Source organism: Argonema galeatum A003/A1 (genome assembly GCF_023333595.1).
In the GTDB taxonomy this organism is placed as follows: domain Bacteria; phylum Cyanobacteriota; class Cyanobacteriia; order Cyanobacteriales; family Aerosakkonemataceae; genus Argonema; species Argonema galeatum.
In genome coordinates this window covers 92,917-114,577 of the sequence record NZ_JAIQZM010000007.1, presented here as the reverse complement: position 1 = coordinate 114,577, position 21,661 = coordinate 92,917, and the positions used below count along the sequence as shown (strand labels likewise).

Annotated in this window: 20 protein-coding genes; 13 read left to right on the top strand and 7 right to left on the bottom strand. The window is 45.0% G+C overall.

Features of this window, described 5'->3' with window-relative positions; all coding sequences use genetic code 11:
• Positions 1–132: 132 nt before the first annotated feature.
• Positions 133–1,821, top strand: coding sequence for a potassium channel family protein (locus tag LAY41_RS10010; protein ID WP_249097016.1), 1,689 nt, complete (start codon positions 133–135; stop codon positions 1,819–1,821).
• A gap of 246 nt (positions 1,822–2,067) precedes the next feature.
• On the opposite strand, the gene LAY41_RS10005 is transcribed toward LAY41_RS10010, so the two are convergent.
• Entirely contained in the window at positions 2,068–2,940 is an 873-nt protein-coding gene (locus tag LAY41_RS10005) for an MBL fold metallo-hydrolase (protein ID WP_249097011.1), read from the bottom strand.
• A gap of 79 nt (positions 2,941–3,019) precedes the next feature.
• Here LAY41_RS10005 and LAY41_RS10000 point away from each other — a divergent pair, with 79 nt between their 5' ends.
• Positions 3,020–3,592 (top strand): Uma2 family endonuclease, encoded by a 573-nt coding sequence (locus LAY41_RS10000; RefSeq protein ID WP_249097008.1) that lies wholly within the window; start codon positions 3,020–3,022, stop codon positions 3,590–3,592.
• Positions 3,593–3,677: 85 nt separating this feature from the next.
• Entirely contained in the window at positions 3,678–4,499 is an 822-nt protein-coding gene (locus LAY41_RS09995) for an ATP-grasp domain-containing protein (protein WP_249097007.1), read from the top strand.
• Positions 4,500–4,743: 244 nt separating this feature from the next.
• Here the strand turns inward: LAY41_RS09995 and LAY41_RS09990 are convergent, their stop codons facing one another.
• From LAY41_RS09990 to LAY41_RS09980, 3 genes are all read right to left on the bottom strand, one after another.
• Positions 4,744–5,610, bottom strand: coding sequence for an SDR family oxidoreductase (locus tag LAY41_RS09990; protein ID WP_249097006.1), 867 nt, complete (start codon positions 5,608–5,610; stop codon positions 4,744–4,746).
• 3 nt (positions 5,611–5,613) lie between these two features.
• Complete coding sequence (locus tag LAY41_RS09985; protein ID WP_249097005.1) at positions 5,614–6,651, bottom strand: adenosine deaminase family protein; 1,038 nt, start codon at positions 6,649–6,651, stop codon at positions 5,614–5,616.
• Between the two features lie 120 nt (positions 6,652–6,771).
• Entirely contained in the window at positions 6,772–7,659 is an 888-nt protein-coding gene (locus LAY41_RS09980) for an alpha/beta fold hydrolase (protein WP_249097004.1), read from the bottom strand.
• A 234-nt stretch (positions 7,660–7,893) separates the two neighbouring features.
• Between LAY41_RS09980 and LAY41_RS09975 the strand changes: the two genes are divergently transcribed.
• Both LAY41_RS09975 and LAY41_RS09970 read left to right on the top strand, forming a co-directional pair.
• A complete protein-coding gene (locus LAY41_RS09975; protein ID WP_249097003.1) occupies positions 7,894–10,197 on the top strand; it encodes an S-layer homology domain-containing protein in 2,304 nt (767 codons plus the stop codon).
• Between the two features lie 5 nt (positions 10,198–10,202).
• A complete protein-coding gene (locus LAY41_RS09970) occupies positions 10,203–10,964 on the top strand; it encodes a class II aldolase/adducin family protein (protein WP_249097002.1) in 762 nt (253 codons plus the stop codon).
• A gap of 190 nt (positions 10,965–11,154) precedes the next feature.
• Here LAY41_RS09970 and LAY41_RS09965 read toward each other — a convergent pair whose 3' ends face one another.
• A complete protein-coding gene (locus tag LAY41_RS09965; RefSeq protein WP_249097000.1) occupies positions 11,155–11,712 on the bottom strand; it encodes a hypothetical protein in 558 nt (185 codons plus the stop codon).
• Between the two features lie 433 nt (positions 11,713–12,145).
• Between LAY41_RS09965 and LAY41_RS09960 the strand changes: the two genes are divergently transcribed.
• From LAY41_RS09960 to LAY41_RS09925, 8 genes are all read left to right on the top strand, one after another.
• The gene (locus LAY41_RS09960) at positions 12,146–12,349 is read left to right on the top strand and encodes a hypothetical protein (protein ID WP_249096998.1); all 204 of its coding nucleotides are present in this window, start codon (positions 12,146–12,148) and stop codon (positions 12,347–12,349) included.
• 139 nt (positions 12,350–12,488) lie between these two features.
• Positions 12,489–13,004, top strand: coding sequence for a DUF29 family protein (locus LAY41_RS09955; RefSeq protein ID WP_249096997.1), 516 nt, complete (start codon positions 12,489–12,491; stop codon positions 13,002–13,004).
• A 234-nt stretch (positions 13,005–13,238) separates the two neighbouring features.
• Positions 13,239–13,658 carry a hypothetical protein gene (locus tag LAY41_RS09950; RefSeq protein ID WP_249096996.1) on the top strand — a complete coding sequence of 140 codons (420 nt, stop codon included), beginning with the start codon at positions 13,239–13,241 and terminating at the stop codon, positions 13,656–13,658.
• Positions 13,642–14,715: a tetratricopeptide repeat protein gene (locus LAY41_RS09945; protein WP_249096995.1), complete on the top strand. Its 1,074-nt coding sequence runs from the start codon at positions 13,642–13,644 to the stop codon at positions 14,713–14,715. Before LAY41_RS09950 ends, LAY41_RS09945 begins: the two co-directional genes overlap by 17 nt.
• Positions 14,716–14,721: 6 nt before the next feature.
• The gene (locus LAY41_RS32580; RefSeq protein ID WP_338022970.1) at positions 14,722–14,817 is read left to right on the top strand and encodes a tetratricopeptide repeat protein; all 96 of its coding nucleotides are present in this window, start codon (positions 14,722–14,724) and stop codon (positions 14,815–14,817) included.
• A gap of 153 nt (positions 14,818–14,970) precedes the next feature.
• Entirely contained in the window at positions 14,971–16,995 is a 2,025-nt protein-coding gene (locus tag LAY41_RS09935; RefSeq protein ID WP_249096992.1) for a CHAT domain-containing protein, read from the top strand.
• Positions 16,996–17,006: 11 nt separating this feature from the next.
• On the top strand, positions 17,007–17,474 hold the full coding sequence (locus LAY41_RS09930) for a hypothetical protein (RefSeq protein WP_249096991.1): 468 nt from the start codon (positions 17,007–17,009) through the stop codon (positions 17,472–17,474).
• Positions 17,459–18,739: a hypothetical protein gene (locus tag LAY41_RS09925; RefSeq protein WP_249096990.1), complete on the top strand. Its 1,281-nt coding sequence runs from the start codon at positions 17,459–17,461 to the stop codon at positions 18,737–18,739. The genes LAY41_RS09930 and LAY41_RS09925 overlap by 16 nt, the downstream gene beginning before the upstream one ends.
• Before the next feature lie 22 nt (positions 18,740–18,761).
• Here LAY41_RS09925 and LAY41_RS09920 read toward each other — a convergent pair whose 3' ends face one another.
• Complete coding sequence (locus tag LAY41_RS09920) at positions 18,762–20,906, bottom strand: sensor histidine kinase (RefSeq protein ID WP_249096988.1); 2,145 nt, start codon at positions 20,904–20,906, stop codon at positions 18,762–18,764.
• Positions 20,907–21,007: 101 nt separating this feature from the next.
• Positions 21,008–21,619, bottom strand: a complete 612-nt coding sequence (locus tag LAY41_RS09915) for an SET domain-containing protein (protein ID WP_249096987.1) — start codon at positions 21,617–21,619, stop codon at positions 21,008–21,010.
• Positions 21,620–21,661: the final 42 nt, after the last annotated feature.

Sequence of the window (21,661 nt, the reverse complement as noted above, 5' to 3'; positions counted from 1 at the left end):
AGCCAAAGTTTCATCATCAGCCGATCGAACCTCGATAATAAGGTGATTTCAGCTACAGTCTTGAGAGCCACAGCGATCGACAATTAGAGTTTGGGTAGAAGCAGCTTCTGCATTGTCCTTATTTCAGGTCATATGAAACCCCGAATAATTGTCTGCGGCTTAGGCCCGACTGGCTATAAAATCTTCTGCTTGCTAAGGCAACAGGGAGCATCTGTTGTTGGTATTGATGACCAACGTATCCCTGGTGAAAACGATGATGTTGTCACCGGAGATGTAAAAGCGGCTGCTACCCTGAAAGCGGCTGGGATTCACGAAGCGCATACCTTAGTTCTAGCTGGGAAGGACGAAGCGCTGAATTTGGCGATTCTCACCCAGGCACGAGTTCTCAACCCCCGCATTCGCATCATCAATCGGCTGTTCAACACCAGCTTAGGCGATCGCCTCGATAAAATCCTCCCCGATCACGTTACCATGAGCGTTGCCGCCCTAGCAGCGCCAGTATTTGCCTTTGCTGCCTTGGGAAATAAAGCGATCGGACAGTTGCGACTGTTTAACCAAACTTGGCCCATCCATGAAGTACATATTCACGAAAACCACCCCTGGAAAGGTCGTAAGCTGAGCGAACTGTGGGACGATCGTTCCCGGATGCTGATTTACTATATGCCAGTGAACGGTCAAATAGATTTAGTTTCTGCCGTCGTCTGCGGACAGCTGCTGCAAGAAGGCGATCGTCTGATTATCGGCACCCAACCCAGCGTCCGCAACCATCGCCAACCTTCCATTCAAAAACTGCTCAAAATTTTCACAAATTTGCGACAATTTAAGCAACACGGTCAAGCGCTAGCGGTGATAACTATCGTACTTTTCCTAACCGTTTTTACTGGCACGCTGACCTATATCTTCACCAACGTGCAAACATCTTTTATTGATGCGCTCTATTTTTCTGTCGGCATGATTAGCGGCGCTGGCGGTAACGAAAAAGTAGCAGAAAACGCTCCCGACAGCATCAAATTATTTACAATATTCATGATGCTGGTTGGGGCAGCAACTATTGGTATTTTCTACGCACTACTTACCGATTTTGTTTTAGGAACCCGCTTGAAACAATTTTGGGACGCCGCACGAGTTCCCGCACGAAATCACTACATTATCTGCGGACTAGGCGGCATCGGCGTGCAAATAGTCAATCAACTGCACTGTCACGGACATGAAGTAGTCGTCATCGAAAAAGACCCCAACAATCGGTTTGTCAATACAGTTCGTTCTTCAGGCGTTCCCGTGATTTTGGGAGATGCCAGTTTGTCGGCAAATCTGAAAGCTGCCAACCTTCAAAAAGCAGACGCCCTCTTAGCAGTTACCAGCGACGATATGGCAAATTTAGAAATTGCCCTCACCGCCAAAGGCATCATGCCCAAATTGCCGGTAGTCGTGCGTAATCAAGACCCGCACTTTGCTTCCACTGTGCAAAAAGTGTTTGAATTTGAATCTGTGTTGAGTCCGACTGAATTAGCTGCACCTGCTTTTGCGGCGGCAGCTTTGGGAGGACGCATTTTGGGTAATGGAATTACCGGCGATACTCTGTGGGTTGCCTTAGCAACGATGATTACTTCAGGACATCCTTTTTGTGGCAAGCGCGTTAAAGAAGCGGCGATGGATGCTGACTTCGTGCCTTTGTATATCGAAACAAAATCCCAAACCATTCATGGCTGGGATGTATTGGAAACCGCATTAGGTGCTGGGGATATTTTGTATCTCACCATGCCTGCAACTGGACTGGAACAATTGTGGCGCGTGACGCCTGCTCAAGTTTTGGCTAGCTAAGGCTATTAAGTTTAGTTTGGGAATGCCAGAAAAGCGATATTTTTCTGACTTTGATTCAGCTTATAAAAATAATCCAAGGAGGGGTTATATGGATTACCTAAATGTTTGCTACAGATGTAGAGACGTTTCATGAAACGTTTCTACACCAGAGAGTGTTCATTGGTAGCAGAAATAAATCCAAACGATATTACCTGTGGCATCTAGGTTAGCAAATGAATCATTCTATATGACTGACTAAAGTCGCAGCTATTTTGCTTCCATATAAGCAATACACTGCTGCATTTGGTGACGCATTGTCTCGGCGTCAGCGTGGTAGCGGCGTCCGTGACCGGGTAGTACCCACTCGAACGAATATTCAGACAGTTTTTTCATAGATTTCGACTGTTCTCTCCAGGAGTACCAACAGGCATCTCGGAAAGCAATGAGGTGGTCAAGTTGTGCAGACCAAGCCAGATGATCGCCGCTGAACAGATATTTGTTTTTGTACAGCAAAACTGTGTGACCTTTGGTGTGACCGGGAACTGGAATAATTAGAAGGTCTGTCTCCAATTGATGCGGTTCGGAACCAGATAATTTGATTTCTACGTCGCAAGTACCCGAATTCATATCATCCTCATGAAGGATGCGATCGGACCCAAAATGCTCTCTGTACTTCCGATGATCCGCCACATCATCTCTGTGTGTCAAATACATATAACGAATGCCACCCATTTCCTCTAGCCGTTTGACAAGAGGTGGCGTAAAACGGGGAGAATCAACCAAAACATTACCTTCTGGTCGCACAATCAAATAACTCGCCGCACCGTAGGAGTTTTCCGAGTGATAGCCGCAATGATAGATATTTTCATCTACCAAAATAGGGAGACTTTGCTGAGCTTGTTTAATATCTTTTGGTTTTTCGACAGTGCCGATAGAAGCGGTGGGACAGGCGAGGAGTGCTTGGAGCGATCGTCTTCTTTCTTCCTCATTCATCGGTTGATGATAAACCGCTGACTGCTCATCAACGCGATCGAATACCTCTGGAACCATCCATCGGCAAGTATCGCAATCAATACAAGTGCGATCGACATAAAAATCACCGCTAACATTTTGGTGACGACGCTGATTTAGATGAGCCATAATTAAACCTTACCTTACTTGCAAAAATTACCATGATTATATTATAATTATAACTACCCTTCATCATCTGTTACCTCAAATGGTTGTTAACAAAAACCAATTCTACATTTCCCCAGAACTTTATCTCAAAGGAGAGGAAGTAAGTCCCATCAAACACGAGTATAGACGGGGGCACGTCTATGCAATGACGGGGGCAAAGAACCCCCATGTTATTATTACTGGAAACTTAGTAACACAGTTGAACAACTTTCTTTCGGATAGCCCCTGCATCGTCTTGGCATTAGATACGAAAGTTAGACTTGAAGCCGCCAATTGCTTTTACTATCCCGATGTAGTAGTGACTTGCGATGAACGAGATACAACTTCTACCGCAGACTTCATTCTCTACCCATCTTTAATTATCGAAGTCTTATCTAAATCAACAGCCGATTTTGACAGAGGCGACAAATTTGCCGACTATCAAACATCATCAACTTTACGGGAATACGTGCTAGTCAGTCAGTCTGAGATACTCGTCGAATGTTATCGTTTAAACGATGAGGGAATATGGGTTTCTCAAACTTACAGAGAAAGTGATGAAGTGGAATTAGCTAGTGTAAATTTTAGCTGCACTATCGTTGAAATCTATCGAAAAGTTCCTGGAATTATGTGAGCGAGCTTTCCCAAAAGATATGATAGTTTTGAGTGAATCGCTAGAACAAATAGAGCCCTCTGCGAGCGCAAGGGAAAATAAATTAATGACTGAAGCTGCCCAATTATTGGGATGCAAAGTCTATTATATACCGCGAGATTTTGAACTATGCGGCACGGCAGAAAATGCCCTCTACCATATTCCTAAATATCCGAAAGAAAATGCTGGTATTTGGGTAGGATATATTCCTGAGTGCGATCGCTATGAGGCTATCTACAATGCCGCTTTAGCTAAAGGAATAAAACTGCCCAATACACCATTGCAACACAAAACTGCAATGGAATTAAATCTATTTTACCCACTATTAAAAGGATTGACGCCCGAAAGCGTTGTCATTAAATCAATTGATGAATGTGCTGAAGCTGGCAATATATTGGGATTTCCTGTATTTGTCAAAGGAGCAATTCAGTCTAGAAAAAGTCAAGGTTGGGAGTCTTGCGTAGCAAACAATTTGGATGAGTTAGTTAAACTCACCGAATGGTTGTTGAAACTAAAATATAGTTCGCGAGGCAGAGTAATTGTCAGGAAATTAGTCAACTTGCGACATACTAGCCAAGCCCCAAATGGTTTCCCTATGGGAAGAGAGTTTAGATTTTTTATTTATAACGAGCGTGTTTTAAAGTATGGATATTATTGGCAAAGTCGAAATGATTTGAGCAAGTTATTGCCAGAAGAAGAGAAAGAAGTATTGAACTTGGCAGTCTTGGCATCGAAACGCCTTGGTGTTCCGTATGTAACAATTGACATCGGGCAATTAGAAAGCGGCGATTGGATAGTGATAGAGACAGGAGATGCCCAATTTGCGGGTCTTGGTCAAATTCCAGTTCTTGAACTATGGAATAAATTAAAAGATATCACAGGAGAATGATTAATATCATGTCCGGTCGATCGCCCATGATAAAACTTTGTCAGGTATGTTGTTGCGCTTCAGCGCTCTTTAAGATAGCGCTAAAGCGACGCGCTTTGGCAGCAGCTAGGGGATCGACAGAGAGATATGTAAGTATTATGGGCTACTAAGCTCTCACGCATCTAAATTGTAGTTAGGGACGGGCAAGATGCCCATCCCACAAGAATTTCATTAAATTGACTATAAAATTTAGCTGCGTAGCAGCTTAACTACCTGTGAATACCTGAGCGTAATCCCTAACAAACTGTTCAAAAGTAATTGGTTTCTTCCCAGTAATTTGTTCTACTACTGGCGACAAAGATGAGTAAGCGCCAGCTTTTTGAGCAGCATACAATCCCAACACCATGTCAATCTGTAGGTCTGGCATTCCTATTTCTTTCATTGCATTACGAGCGCTATCTTCTGGAATATCGATATAGTTTATTTGTCTGCCAAGAACAGTTGAAAATATTTCGGCTAACTGAGCATTTGAGAGCGCTTCCGAACCAGTGATTTCGTAAGCTTTGCCTTCATGACCGCTTTGTGTGAGAATTGCTACAGCTACCGCTCCAATATCTCGCGTATCGACAAAGCTGATTTTTCCATCTCCTAATGGCAAATAAAAAGCATTCTGGCTTTTGATGGTATTTCCGGTATAAGTAATGTAATTTTGATGAAAGGAATTCGGACGGAAAAAAGTGTAGGAAATTCCCGAATCTTCAATCTTTTTTTCTCCCTCGCGGTGCATTTGAGCTAAAATCATTTCTGGCTGGCTATCTGCACCCATGACCGACAGCTTAACGATGTGTTTGACACCTGCTTTTTTGGCAACTTCTACACTGGTAGCTTCTATTTCTACCATATTGGGAACCAGCGGCGTTGCCAAAAAAACTTTGTCAGCGCCTTCAAATGCGGCTTGAACTGTTTCTGGTTTGTTAAAGTCAAATTCGACTAATTCCACGCCTGTCAGCCCTTCGGCACGGCTAGTAGAACGAACTGCTGCACGCACGTTTGCGCCTGCTGCTGCTAGCTGTTTGACGACTTGACCGCCTACGTTCCCGGTGGCACCTGTGACTAAGATTGTGTTTGTCATGATTCACTCCTGATTGAGAAGCCATTCATCTAATTCTGCCAAGAAAGCCGATCGCGTTTCTCGATCTAAAATGGCCCGATCGAAGGCGTTGCGCGTCCATCGCCCTAAATCGGCAATGGTAACACGCCGTTCGGACACCAAACGCAACATTTCATCTGTCAGATTATAGCCAAAGAAAGTAGGGTCGTCTGAGTTGACAGTCACAGCTACTCCTGCGGCATCTAGTTCGAGAATGGGATGTTCTTGATATGATGGTATATTTCTGAGGCGTTCGTTGGAAGTGGGACACATCTCAACTAGGATTTTGCGATCGCGCAACAAGCTGACAACTTCTGGATCTTCTATAGCAGAAGTACCGTGACCGATTTGCTTAACACCCAGTCCCTCTACAGCAGCGCGAATGTTTTCTGGGCCAGTCATTTCCCCGGCGTGTACCTTGACTTTTTTCCCAGCTGCAAAAACTGGCGCAAATGCTTCCTTAAATAAATCGGCGGGCCAACCAACTTCTGAACCGTGAAGATCGAAGCCGGAAATAACTTTTTCTTTAATAACTTTTTGTACCCAAAAGTTAGCGGTTTCGACGCCATCATTGCGATTGAGGCCAGCGATGATTCTGATAATTGTACCATGCGATCGCGCCCTTTCCACTTCCATTTCCAAAAGTTCTAAAACGCGATCGAGAGAAGCACCAACTCGCTCAACTAAAGGAACGTAAAAGTCTAACTCCACGTAGCGGATACCTTGTTCAACAAAGGAATCAACAACATCGCGAATTAATTCATCATAACCGGATGATGTTTGTAACCAGGGATGAATATAACTTTTAAACATATTCCGAAATTCATCAAAGTTGGCGAATCGAAACTGAGGTTCGTACCAATAAGGAGACTCAGGAAAAACGATCCCTTTGTGTCGATGTAGCGCCGATCGAACAGTAGCCCAACGAGGTGCCCCTTCCAAGTGTATGTGTAATTCAGCTTTTGGCATGGAGGAGAGATCGGGAATATTGGTTTTTTGTTCTATTTTGCTAAGTTCCAACATGGTTTGATTCTCTCTATTAATTCCCGATCGGAGGTACAGTCTATGGGTCGAGATCCCCGACTTCTCCAAGAAGTCGGGGATCTTTTTACCTCACTCACCTGAAAAGTGTTGTATCTCTTTTTAAAGCTCGACTAACCAATCCAAAATCAACTTATTCACGATATCCGGTCGTTCATCGTGAGGACAGTGACCGGTATTGGGAATTGATACAAATTCGATCGGTTGACCGTTTTCGCTAAGTTCCTGATAAATCTTTGCGCCAGTAATAGGTGTCCAGGGGTCTTTTTCTCCCCAAAGTACCAGTAGCGGATGCTTCACTTTTGGCAACAATTCTGATGGACTGGGGCCAGGAGGCGCAGTCAGAATGGAAGCAAAAACCTGTTGTGCGCCAGCGTCGCAGGAAGGCTCGTAGAGGATATCGACAAGTTCGTCTGCGATCGCTTCCGAGTTAAAATAAACTTGCTGGAGGGTGCGACGGATGCGGTGTTTCTGGCGAATCCGATTAAATATAAACGGGCCAAAAACTTTGGAACTGACCAGCTTGGTAAAGCCTCCCATCACCAACCTTAAAGGCAAATTTAGTTCGTCCGGGCGATGATTGAGTCCACCAGCACAATTGATCAGAATAGCACCCGCAGAAATTTCTGGATAATCTGCGACTACCATTAAACTGAGTAAAGCACCGATCGAATTGCCCACAAATACAGCAGGTTCATCAATATGCGATGAAAAGAAATCTTTGAGCAATTCTGACCACACATCCAGGCTGTAATCTAATGGTGGCTTATCGGAACCGCCAAATCCCAGTAAGTCCAGCGCAAATACTCGGTAGCCACCGGCGGCTAGTACAGGAATATTCTGACGCCAGTGTCCAATAGAAGCACCAAAGCCATGAATCAGTACCAACGGACGTCCGGTGCCCATAACGGTGTACTGAATTTTATGGCCTTTCCAAATCCAGGTAAGTTTTTCCAAGGTGCTGGCTGTCGCCAACGGCTGGGTTATCACAGTATTCTTATGAAGATTCGTAAAGTATGTTATTTAATATGATATTATCTTTTGACTTAAAAGAGTGATAACTCCGTTTCCGCCAAAAGATTTTGTAGGGGCGAAGCATTGCGGAATTAAGGTTTCGGTTTTGAGTTAACGTGATTCCGCAATGCTTCGCCCTCGCACTATACATACTCTTCCACCACCGAAGTGAGTAATCGTAAATCCACAGTTGAAATGCGTAAGTTCTATATGAATCAGAGTTTCTTAGCTTTACTTGGCAAGATTGTTTTTGCTACAGCTAGCTTGGCGATATGCGCGACTGTCAGTGCTTCCACCCTTGAAGCAAGTCAACAACTTTTAGCGGCACAACCCGCTAGGAGACAAGCGAGACAGAATAACGAGTTGGTTCCAGAAGTTATTGCCAATGCGGTTTTACAGAATTTGTCTCAGCAGACGGGAATACAAACTTCTGGCTTGCGTATTATTGAAGCTCAACAGGAAACCTGGACTGATGGTTGTCTGGGGATAGCTAACCCCGGCATTGTTTGCTCTAAGGCTATGGTTCCCGGCTGGCGAGTGGTGGTGGGGAGAGATAGAGATCGCCAACGCTGGGTTTATCGCACTAATCTAACAGGTTCCTTGGTGAAGCTAGATCCAACCGCTAGCCAGAATGTAGCCGCTACTTCACCCCCGCCCAGTCCCCCGTCGCCGCCTACTCGCCTGTCGCCGCCTCCGGCACGCAGACAGGCAACAGCAACGACTTCGAGAGAATCGACAAGAGAGCCATTGCCTCAAGTGGTTATTGACCAAGATGAGGCAGCTAACCCCGAAAATCAGAGACCTCCCCTGATTGAGGAACCACTTGGCGTCCGAACTGAAGTTAGGCCCCCTCAAGCGCCGGCGATCCGCAGAACTGAGGTAGTTACCGCTCCTCAAGAACCTGCGATTCGCAGAACTGAGGTAGTTACCGCTCCTCAAGAACCTGTAATTCGCAGAACTGAAATATTTACCGCGCCTCAAGAACCAGCGATTCGCAGAACTGAAGTAGTTACGCCCCCACAAGAACCTGTGACCCCCGTGCCGCAGGTCAGCAGCACTGTGGTTACACCCCCTCGTCGGACGTTACAGCTGCCCCCTCGTCAAGTCAGCATGGAAGGCAAAAGCAGTTTCAGTCTGGCTATTCGACAACCATCAGCGACACTTTCCGATGTAGTCGCTCGTGTTTCCCTAAAGCCTAAAAACGGCAACAGCTATGCACCAGAGCAGTTGATCGGCGACTATAGATATCGGCTGGATAGACGAGCTATATTTACGGGGGGAATGAATACGGGCGATCGCATTGTCCTACGTCTGTACGATTCCGGGAATCGCCTGATTGGATTCACCGAGCTTGAACTCTTGGCACAAAACACAGCCGTTAACCTAATTTTTCCCGAACAAGCATCTCTCTACCGCATGGTGCGGACTCTCTACGGTATTGATGCCGATCGCGACGGCAGTATCGACCAAGGTACGAATTTCTACGACTACTACACCATCATCACCGGCACAAGGGCTGGTGAAGAACGAGTCTCTTTCCTAAACGGCGTGCCAAATACTAGCCTGACTTGGTTCCAGGTAGCTGGATTGCCAGTACCGTCACGCACAAGCGTTTATCCCAACTCTTTTAACGGTGGCGAACAAGCCATCACAAATCAAGCTATTAGCGTTTTTAGACCTGATTTGCCTAGAGTTTTCACCACTGTGCCGGGTAAGGGAGGCGCTGTAACTAACGTCAACAATAACTCTAGCTACAACGCGACGCGCTTGTCGGGAACTACCCGATCGCCAGAACCCCAAGCGCCAACTCCCACCCCGGAAGTCCAGGCGAATTTTGCTGATATACCATCGAATCACTGGGCTAGAAGCTTTATTGCACAGCTGGTGGCTAAAGAGATTCTCGAAGGTTTTCCCGATGGACTCTATCGTCCCAACGCTCCCGTGACGCGAGCCGAGTTTGCCTCAATTTTGCGTAAAGCTTTCGATCGCAATAAGGTTCGCGATGTCGTGGCTTTTAGGGACGTACCGACTAACCACTGGGCTTATCCAGCCATTCAAGAAGCTTATGAAATGGGGTTCTTAGAAACTAATTCCAGCCAAGGTTTTAGCCCCGACCAAAAGGTTTCTCGTCTTGACGTTTTGGTAGCGTTGGGAAGAGGACTGAACTATTCTCCCACCAGAGGAGCCGACAGGATTTTGAGCGTGTACAGAGATGCCGCTGCTATCCCAAAAAGCGATCGCGATCTCATCGCAGCAGTTACTGAGCGGGATATGGTAGTAAGTTATCCCAATGTAAACTTTCTCAATGGCGATCGGTTGGCAACCAGAGCCGAAGTCGCTGCCTTGATTTATCGGGCTTTGGTAAGTATTGGAAAAGCCGAAGAGATTGTCTCGCCCTACGTGGTAGTATCAGCACCCGATCCAACTAATACAGAAGTTAGAGAACGTCCGCGTTCTAATCGACAAAGACCGGCTACCCGCAGTCGGCGGCAAAGCAGCAATAGTAATAACTAATTATCATGCCCGAATTAAATTTGCCCAAACCCCCAAAATTTGAAAGTGTAGAAGACGAGCGCCTGCATCGCAAACAGCGCCTCGCCGCTGCTTTTCGCCTCTTCGCCCGCTATCGGTTTGACGAGGGTATAGCTGGGCACATCACTGCCCGCGACCCAGAACTGACCGACCATTTCTGGGTCAACCCCTTCGGGATGTACTTTGGACACATCCGAGTTTCAGACCTCGTGCTTGTCAACGACAAAGGCGAAGTAGTAGAAGGTAACAAACAAGTCAACGCCGCCGCTTTTGCCATCCACTCTAAGATTCACACAGCTCGTCCTGATGTCGTCGCAGCTGCCCACGCTCATTCCCTCTACGGCAAAAGTTGGTCGAGCTTGGGACGCCTCCTCGACCCCCTAACGCAAGATTCCTGTGCCTTTTACCAAGATCACAACTTGTTTAACGACTACACGGGAGTTGTGCTGGAACCAGAAGAAGGCAAGCGGTTAGCGAACGCCCTGGGCCCCAAGAAAGCGCTAATTTTGCGTAACCACGGCATTTTAACGGTTGGTCAATCGGTTGATGAAGCGGCGTGGTGGTTTATTACAATGGAGCGATCGTGCCAAACTCAACTTATGGCTGAAGCAGTTGGAAAGCCAATGCCGATCGCGCGCGACACCGCACGCCTAACATACACTCAAGTAGGTTCTCATTATATGGGTTGGTTTAGTTTCCAGCCCCTGTACGAAATGATCGCACGACAGCAACCCGACTTTCTGAATTAAAGTTGCTAGCATCGATTACCTAAAAAATTCGTCTTCTTATTCTTATCTGTGTTCATCTGTGTTCATCTGTCTTCATCTGTGGTAAAAATTTAACCAACGATGAAAACAGAAAATTTAGAGCGGCTTGCGAGTGGGTGAAGTACAGAGAAACCCGGTTTCTCCAAGAAACCGGGTTTCTTTCCCTATACCTCTATTGTAGTTGTTGCTTTAGTTGTTTAAAATTTTCTGGACTGAGGGCGACTTTCACTTCCAACTTTTGCTGAGCGTCTCGTAGAGTAACAACATGATTTTCACCTTTCTTACCGTATTCCAACTGAGGATTTGTTAGCTGAATAGTCTGATAAATGACTTCCGGTAGCCCTAATCGGATCGCCACTTCTTTTTGAGACTGAGGATAAACATACAAATACTGACGCAAATTATCGAGTTCCAGTTTGTGAGGGGTAGTGCTGCGTTCCTGCTGAGTATCAGGTTTTTGCCAATAGAGAGTAATGCCGCGAATTTCGGGATTTCTCATTGCAAATACCTCATCAAACCGCTGTGGTTCCCAGTCTATTTCCCTGACATCTGCCGTAGGGGGAATTAATCGCTGCCGCCAGGTGATTTCTTGGCCGTTGAGACTGGCAAACCATTCCTTGATCGCAGCGAAGTTATTGCGGTTGTCGGGGTTGGTGCTACCTTGTTGCCAGACGATTGTGAGTGGCATGAGATGCTCCTGATAGGTTTGTTTATTATCAAGTATTTTCATATATTATAACTTGCGATCGCACTTTTGTATATAACCCAAGTTGCTAGTTATGATAATTGAGATTGCGATTAGGTACGTAGTTGCGATGAGAGCGCTCTTATTATAACTGGGATAAGATCTGGAAAGCGCAACTACATACGCAGAAAGCAAGTAACTAGCAACTTGAATTACATATCGTTTTCCAACATTATCTAAAAGCCAACTAACATTCACATTCAACATTTATTGTATTATATAAAGTTGCGATCGTAAACCAAGCACAATGGCATCGTTACTCAGAGCTTTATAAGCTTTTGTTGAGAATTCTTGAAATTCAACCGATCGCTCCTGCTGATATGCTAAATTTATTAGCACAGGCCATAGAACGAACAGAAGCTGCCCGTGATGCTTCCCTGGCGAGTGTTCGAGAAATTAAAAGGAATTGGAACCTACCATGAGCGAGCAACCAAAAATCCCTGATGCAGAGACGAGAAAGCGAAGTCTTGAACGATTGCGCGAAAGCAACCGACAGCTCGATCTTGTCGGTTTGCAAATAGATGAACTGATTGCAATGGCAGATGCTCATCTTCTTCGCCAACGCCGGGAACGCCTTGAGGGGAAAAAGCCTCCATCAGCTAATTTAAATGTCACTGAATAGTTGTTATGTTTAGGGAATGAAATAGTGCTCTTTGGTACGTAGTTGCGCTTTAGCGCTCTTGGAGCGCTAAAGCGCAACTACGTACCCATAGAAGATTGTTCGTTTAACCTATCAAGTATCGCCACGAGTGAGGCTGATTATGACTCAAGAACTCCTAGATTTAAGGAATTGCATCCTTGAAGGACGCTATGACGATGCGTTGTCCCTATTAGATGAATTGGACGGGATGAGTAAAAAAGCAATTTTGCGGAATATAAAAAAGTTTTTGATTAGGATGCTGGTTCACTTAATCAAAAACCAAGTTGAGCCGCGCCTAACAAATTCTTGGTATGCTTCAATTAGAAATTCAATTGTAGAGATTCAAGACCTGAATATCAAAGAAAATAAAACATCTTACTATATTAAAGAAGATGAATGGGAAGAATATCTTTTACAAGGTTTTGAGGATGCTATAGTTGGGGCTAGCGTAGAAGCATTTGATGGACGATTAACTCCATCTCAAGTAAAACAAAGAATAGACAAAACTGCCATAATTGCTATAGCAACTAAATTTCTAAATTTAACTTATTCTCATTCACCGGAAAGATTGCGTGAGGCGATATCGGAAGAAGTCACTCAATTACCCGGCGGCGAAGATTGGAAATTAGGAAAATAAAGTTGAAATTCGGCTAAAATCACAGATAAATGCGGTGTAAGGATGCGGCAAATGCTCCGGCGAATTTGGCAGTGGCTCAAAAGCTTTTTTCAGCGGTTATGGGGAACCCCACCCCAACCCTCCCCGCCACGGGGAGGGGGCCGGAGCAAGAGTAGTCAGACTCCTACTCCCCCCCCGTTGACGGGGGGGTTAGGGGGGGTAAAGCCAACCCGAACGGATATAGAGTATGAGGTTTTGTTTAGCGAACTCCTGGAAGGGGTGAATCAAAATTGGAGTCGGGGGCAAGTTTTGGGGTTTTTGATCGGAAGAGGCATCACCGAGGTTGAATTAGCGGCGTGGTTGCGTCCCTTTGGGGAAAGATTGCTGGCGACACCGGAACAGCATCAGGAATTGGTGCGGCGGATAGTGCTGCTAGGGGAACTTCGCGGTGGGGAATTGGGTCAGGTTGCTGGGGAAATTGGCAGACAGATATCAGCACTAATTCCGCCACCTCCCCTATCGCCTATTAATACAGATAATGTTTGGCGTGGCGAGGTGATAGAGGCATCGTTTGTCGGCGATGGTTTGAGTGTTTCAGAGGGAAAGAACCGCAGAGACGCAGAGAACACAGAGAAGAAAAATTCAGAGGTTGGTGAAGATGCAGAGCTTCTTTGACAGAGGTTATCAGGAATATAAGGAGGGGGATTTTCGAGCAGCTATCGCCTGCTACGATATGGCGATCAAATTCTTACCTGACTTCCACGAAGCCTGGTTTTGCCGGGGCCTTGCGCTGGATAAGTTAGGAAGATATGAAGATGCTATCGCCAGCTTCGATGAAGCGATCGAATTGTTACCCGACTTCCACCAAGCTTGGAATAACCGGGGCATTGCGCTTTGGAACTTAGGAAGATATGAAGATGCTATCGCCAGCTACCATAAAGCGATCGAATTCTTACCCGACTTCCACCAAGCCTGGAATAACCGGGGCCTTGTGCTGGATAACTTAAGAAGATATGAAGATGCTATCGCCAGCTTTGATAAAGCGATCGAATTCTTACCCGACGACCACGAAGCCTGGTTTAGCCGGGGCGTTGCGCTGGATAAGTTAGGAAGATATGAAGATGCTATCGCCAGCTACGATAAAGCGATCGAATTCTTACCCGACGACCACGAAACCTGGAGTAACCGGGGCGTTGCGCTGGATAAGTTAGGAAGATATGAAGATGCTATCGCCAGCTTTGATAAAGCGATCGAATTCTTACCCGACGACCACGAAGCCTGGTATAACCGGGGCTTTACGCTGTATAAGTTAGGAAGATATGAAGATGCTATCGCCAGCTACGATAAAGCGATCGAATTCTTACCCGACTTCCACCAAGCCTGGTATAACCGGGGCCTTGCGCTTGGTAACTTAGGAAGATATGAAGATGCTATCGCCAGCTTCGATAAAGCGATCGAATTCTTACCCGACGACCACGAAACCTGGGGTAACCGGGGCGTTGCGCTGCATAAGTTAGGAAGATATGAAGAAGCTATAGCCAACTACGATAAAGCGATCGAATTCTTACCCGACGACCACCAAGCCTGGTTTAACCGGGGCGTTGCGCTGCATAACTTAGGAAGATATGAAGATGCTATCGCCAGCTTCGATAAAGCGATCGAATTCTTCCCCGACTACCACCAAGCCTGGAATAACCGGAGCATTGCGCTGCGTAAGTTAGGAAGATATTAAGATGCTATCGCCAGCTTCGATAAAGCGATCGAATTCTTCCCCGACTACCACCAAGCCTGGAATAACCGGGGCATTGCGCTGCGTAAGTTAGGAAGATATTAAGATGCTATCGCCAGCTTCGATAAAGCGATCGAATTCTTACCCGACTACCACGAAGCCTGGAGTAACCGGGGCAGTGCAGCCGGAAGTTCAGTTAACTATAACCCAATAGCTGCTGCTTTAATTGCCTCTGCACCAGCCACCCGAAACCCCGCTTTGAACCTGCGAGGCTATGAGGGTGAATTGGCAAGCTATCAGGAAGGTTTGAAGTTTTGCCACCAAGACACCCACCCAGAAGGCTGGGGTGATTTGCATCGTGCTATTGGCAATGCTCACTATTTTAAAGGGCAACAAAATGCAAATCCCCGCGAGTATTGGCGCAAAGCTGTAGCCGAGTATAACGAAGCGCTGAAAACTCTAACTGAAGCAGATTTTCCTGAATTGCATTTAGAGGTTTTGCAATCTCTGATTCGCGCTTTCTTGGGTTTGCAGGAAACCGCTAAAGCCAAAGAATTACAGCGACGCGGCACAGACTTATTGCGGCGATTACTCAATAGCCCCCCTTCCCAAGGGGGGTTGGGGGGATCGGACGATCGCCAAAACCAACTCGCCCTCAAATTTTACACTTTCCAACAATTAACTGTTGATATTGCCGTACAATCCGGGCAACTCATAGAAGCATTAGAAACCGCAGAAGCCGGAAAAAATGCCTGTTTATCTTGGCTACTCTATGCCTACACCGATGAGATTACCTCACCCAAATATACCGAAATACAACAAATTTTAAATCCCACAACAGCCGCCGTCTACTGGCACATCAGCCCCTGCGCCCTCACCACTTTTATCATCAAACATGGCGAACCAACACCCATTGTTTTAGGATTAGAAACCCGGTTTCTCCAAGAAACCGGGTTTCTGAGTCGCCTAGTGAAATTTGAAGACTGGGTGAAAGATTGGAATCAACAATACGAGAGATATCGCAAAGAGAAACCCCCCCTAACCCCCCCGTCCACAGGGGGGGACAAATCGGAGTCTGTGACTTTCAATCAAGCGCTATTACCCCTCCTAACCCCCCCGTCCACGGGGGGGGACAAATCGGAGTCTCTCACTTTCAATCAAGCGCTATTACCCCCCCTAACCCCCCCGTCCACGGGGGGGGACAAATCGGAGTCCGCCTCCCCCTCCCCCTCCTACTCCCCCTCCTACTCCCCCTCCTACTCCCCCTCCTACTCCGGCCCCCTCCCCGCAGGCGGGGAGGGTTGGGGTGGGGTTTCCTGGCGCGACAACTTGCCCAAAATGCTATCCCACCTAAGCCAACTTCTCGATATCCCAGCAATTGAATCCGCACTTACCGGAATCAGTAAGTTAATCTTAATTCCCCACCAAGACTTACACCGCTTTCCCCTTCACGCCCTCTTTTCCAATAACTTCACCATTACCTACTTGCCTAGCGCCCAAATTGGCAAAAATCTCTCCGTTACATCCGCTGCTAACCTTACCGATTCATCGCCAAAACTACTAAGCATCGAACATCCCGAAAGCACAGGATTAAAACCTCTCCTATTTGCCGAAATTGAATCTAGTGTCATCAGCCAAATGTTTGCCAACCCCACTCGCATTGCTGACGCAAATGCCACTCGCGCACAAGTAGAAACAGAACTGAAAAAACCTCACACCATCTTTCACTTTACCGGACACGGCACCCACAATTTCAACAATCCCAGTCAGTCAGCCCTAGCCTTATCCGGCGACGATAAACTCACCCTAGCAGAAATTGCCAAAACATCCTTTAGCGGCTATGAACTCATCAGTCTTTCTGCTTGCGAAACCGCCATTACCGGAAACCAAACCATCACCACCGAATACGTTGGCTTAGTCAGCGGCTTTCTGCGCCAGGGTGCATCCTACGTCCTCAGCACTCTCTGGACTGTTGACGAAATCTCCAGCGCCCTGATTGTAATTCGCTTCTACCAATTCTTCAAAGCAGGCGAGACTCCCACTGCCGCCCTCAAACTAGCCCAAAACTGGCTTCGCACCGTCACCTACGCCCAACTTGCCAAATGGTATGCCAAACTAGCAACAGATGAAATGCAGGACGCCGACTATGGATGCTGGCAACGTCTGGGCAGCCTCGCTAGAAATAGTCAAAAAAATTCGGATAAAATGAACTTAAGCGAACCGCCTTATCAACACCCGTATTTCTGGGCTGGATTTACACTGACTGGCAAAGTTAATGCCTAATGAGCTTAAATATGAAAGAAACAGACGATCCCATCACCAAGCAAGCTTTCTTAGTAGCCCTTGTGGAATTACCTTCTTCTGAGTCTGCACCTTTAGTAGATCAAACCTTCATAACCGATCCTGTTTCTACTGTATCTCGTCTGAGAAAGTTAGGACAGCACGAGAAGTTCTGGCAACTTTATGATGATGCTTACGATTTTTTTATGGAAGGATATCACGCTAATCCAAAAGACAAGCTTTTTCCTAGCGGAATTCTAAGCGAAGCTTCCAATGTCGCTAACAACGAACTGGAGAATAGTTCACTCCACGCTTCTGTTGTCGAAGAATCATTTGACCGCTTCAATAATATATTTCAGGAAAACCCTAGGAAAAAAGCCGAAGCATCTTACAAGCAATTTCAGAAAAATCCACCTGAAGGTCTTGTAATAACAGAGTATCCTGTACATAATTGGGCAGAATTTGCGTGCAGAACTTGTTAATCTATCCCCACTTAATTCTATTTGCCTATAACCTGGAAGAAAAGCCAGAAGGCAAGGAAACCAGCCAGCAAAAATCCTGGGAAGTTTTGCGTAATCGTCTGAAAGTTCCCTCAGAAGCAGATAATTCGGAACGATATTATCCTTTTTTAATTGATGATGTCCACGGTTTCTATCAGCGCATTTGTTTGGGCGAAACGGATAGTCTGCTGGTTTCCTGTTTTACTAAGGATGAGGATAAGCCGCAAGATGTCAGTTGTTTCCATAAATTCCGCCAAAAGCTGGAGGTAAAGGCAAATATCGGCAGAACTTGGCTGATTTTGGGCTACTCACACTATTCGGCGGACAGCGATCGCGAAAAGGCAGCCAAGGAAGCGTATAAAGCTTTTAAAGGCACTCAGCAAGACCCCAATTTAAAACAGGTAAACTACTTTTTGGGCAGTTCTATTTTTGAAGTATGGCAACAGCCCCAAGATTGGACAAAAGTTGAAGACAATGACTTGGTATTGATTTGCATCTGTCCTTACAAGAAAACGATGGAAAGATTTGCCGCTTTTTATTATGAGTGGCTGTGGTTGTTCTACTATCGTCATAAAATTATCTGGGCTTATAGCAATAGTAGAATTGTGAAAAGTTTGCTGGAAAAAGAGGATTTATTTCCTCGCGCTTCAACAATTCCAGCAATTAAAGTTTATTTACCAGAAATGAATTTGGCTTATACGGATTTGCAACAAATAAAAATAGATTTGCACAAAAATCTGTTAGTTCTATCTAAGCATACAGCCGGACTGGAAAGTTTAGCATTGCAGTTGCAAACTCTCAAAACTAACCTGAAAAATTACCAAACCCGGCTGGGTAAAATTAAAGATACAGCTAATAATGAACTTGGACTTACTAAACTGAATTCTCTAGAAGAATTTGGCGAGTCTGTGGCGTCGAAATATCAAGGGCAAATCGAACAAGATCATGCTAGTCTGAGTCCGGGATTGAGGGTGCGAGAACGATATATCGATACGATTCGAGGAATTGTGGAGGTTACGCAGGCGGAACGCGATCGCACTCTCAACACTACCATAGCTCTAGCTACTTTCGGACTGGCAACCAGCGGCATCACCGCCACCATTATATCAACCCAACTGCCTCAGCCTCAGCCCAAAGACACAATTTCCTTGACATCTGCCTTCTTTTGGAGTATAGGGGCTGGAATTTTTCCGGTTGCGATCGCCTTAATAATCCTGATAATCCTGGGCCGATCGGGCCGCAGATAACACTTTCCTATTCTTTAAATCCCTACAAAATCTTACTCATCGGTTTCGTTTGATAAATGGGAATTTCAATAATAAACTCTGTTCCTTCCCCTAACTCCGAAACGCACTTCAACTCACCCTTATGCTTTTCGACCACAATTTGATAGCAGATAGATAGCCCCAAACCAGTACCTTTCCCTACAGGTTTTGTAGTGAAGAAAGGGTCAAATAACTTGCCTTGATGTTCCGCAGGAATCCCGCACCCATTATCCTTAATCCTAATCGCAGCTCGCGGCTGACTAGAATCAGACCCTCCCATTTTAACCTCAGTGTGAATAGTAAGCGTAGGCGTAAAGTTTTCTCTTCTTTCTTCCGCGTTGCATCTTGCCTTTTCCATAGCATCAATAGCATTACTGAGGATATTCATAAACACCTGATTTAGCTGACCCGCGTAACATTCCACTAAAGGGAGATTCCCGTACTCTTTAACTAATTCAATAGCAGAATGTGTCGGTGTAGCTTTAAATTTGTTTTGGAGAATCAGCAAAGTGCTGTCAATTCCTTCGTGGATATTGACATCTTTCATATCAGCCTCATCAAACCGAGAAAAATTGCGTAATGACAGCACAATCTCCCGAATACGATTCGCACCCATACTTATTGAAGTAAGCATTTTCTCTAAATCTTCCACCAAAAAATCTAGCTCAATTTCTTCTGTGAGGTCTTCAATTTCTGGGTCAGGCTGCGGATACTTCCGTTGATAAAGCTCGATCAATCTAATTAAATCTTGTGTGTAGTTGCTGGCGTGAGGAAGATTCCCGTAAATAAAGTTAATCGGATTATTAATTTCATGTGCCACACCAGCAACTAACTGACCTAAACCAGACATTTTTTCAGTCTGAATTAATTGAGCTTGCGCTTGTTTCAAAGCCTGGTAAGCTTTAGCCGATTTGTCCATTTCTTTTCGTAACCGCTTCTCATTTACAGTTACCTGTCCCAGCAAGTTATAAAACGATATAGTCAGTTGGCCAATTTCATCTTCCCGGCTCATCAATTCTTCACTTTTTGGACTAGCTTCAGCCAATAAACTACACTCATCCATAATTGGCTGAAGACGTTGATTTAAGCGTTTGACAAACAAAGCAACTACCACAGCGAGGACGAGCGATGCACCAAGAGCCGCCAATAGAGTCCCAATTAATGTGAATTGTAACAATGGGCCAATAATAACCCATTTAGGTACAGATGCCAGTAATACCCAATTATTATTGGAAATTTTCCTGTAAGCCCAAAACTCTCTTTTACCTTCAGCATTCTGCCAAGATATAATGCCACTATTTGTAGTCTTTGACTGGATATTTTTTTGGATTTGTTGCCACAATTGAGAATAGTTACTAATTTGGGGAAAGGGCTTTAATTTCAGAGCTAATCCAGAATTAGGTGGATAAGCAATCAGATTGCCTTTAGCACTCACCAGCACAAAATATCCATTTTCCCTCATCACTGGCTTTGATAATTTATCACTGAGAAACCCCAATTCTAAATCTTGAGCCAGCACACCCAGCAACTCTTTTTTCTGGTTGTAAAATGGTAATGAGTAACTTGTACTCACGGTTTGTTCGGGAGGGTCTACCGTTGTTTCTAAATAAGAAATTGGTTCGAGCCAAATAGGCTTACCTGCCTTAATTGGCTCTGTAAAATAGATTTCTTGATAGTCGTCAGGGCTAGACTCTCCGCCTTTAGCCGTTACTTTACCATCCTTCCCCCTAATTGCAAAAGGATAAGCATACTTTCGTCCAGGAATAATTAAACGTTTTTGTGGTGGCTGACCAAAACCAAGCCCGGTTCCCAGCGGTAAGGTTTTCAAAGAACGACCAATTAAATTAACATAAACTTGTTCGCGTCTTTCTCCTGCTTCGTAGAGTGTGGTTGCAGCATCTGCAACCAGTTTGGCTGAGTTTTCAAAACTATTTAAACTGCCCTCTAAATTTTGAGCTTTTACTTCTAAGCTCGCCATTAATTCAGCTCGTGCCTGTTTGATAAGTTCTTGGTAGAAGAAGTAAGACGCGCATCCTAATCCCACCAGCGTACCGCCTAAAACAGAAACAAATAATCGCGAGCCAATGGATTTTACAGTAGAAATATTTCCCCTGCGACGCGGAGATGATTTGGGGGCTGTTTCCTGCATAGTTTTTTTTCCTAGCAGTAGATGCGAAAGATGATTTAAGTAGGACATAGGGATAATTACAGTTAACAGGCAAAAGTAAAAATTACTAATTCATAACTACGTCAACCAACTAATTCTAATTTTTTAGAGCGATCGTAATAAACGTTAAGAATCGAGTCCATCTGTTCCTTTCCTTCGGCAACTGCGTTAATTTTATCTATAAATTTGTTGTCAATGAATTTTTTTAACGGTTGCTCAACCTGGTTGAAATATTTCATTGCTTCACATCCTTTTCGATCCAACTCTGGATAATAATGTAAAAGATCGTCAGGCATTACCTTTGTCCTAAAACTATTGGGTTCGTGCAAACAATAGAAAGGTTTGTCCAAATTCAAATATCCATAATCATCGGTCAATTCTTCTCCTGGATGAATATCCCTGGCTGCTAATTCCAATTTATACGCTGTACCGATGCAGCTGGAGTTAAAGCTATGATTGACAAACTTGGCAATATCCCAACATAATATATATATACCTTCATTATCGCGATAAGTATATTTAATTAATTTTTCTCTGAGAATGGGGTTAAGCGACCATATGTAGGATGGCTCAAACCTTTGATCTAAATCATCTAATACCCAAGTAATAGTACCTTGGGGAATAAATTTTGTTGCAAATACGCCGTATCCTACCAATTTGTTTATATAACGCAGTTCTGTGTGGGGGTGGATCATTTTTTTCAAAAATTAGGTTTAACGGTTGATTAGTTCAAAGTT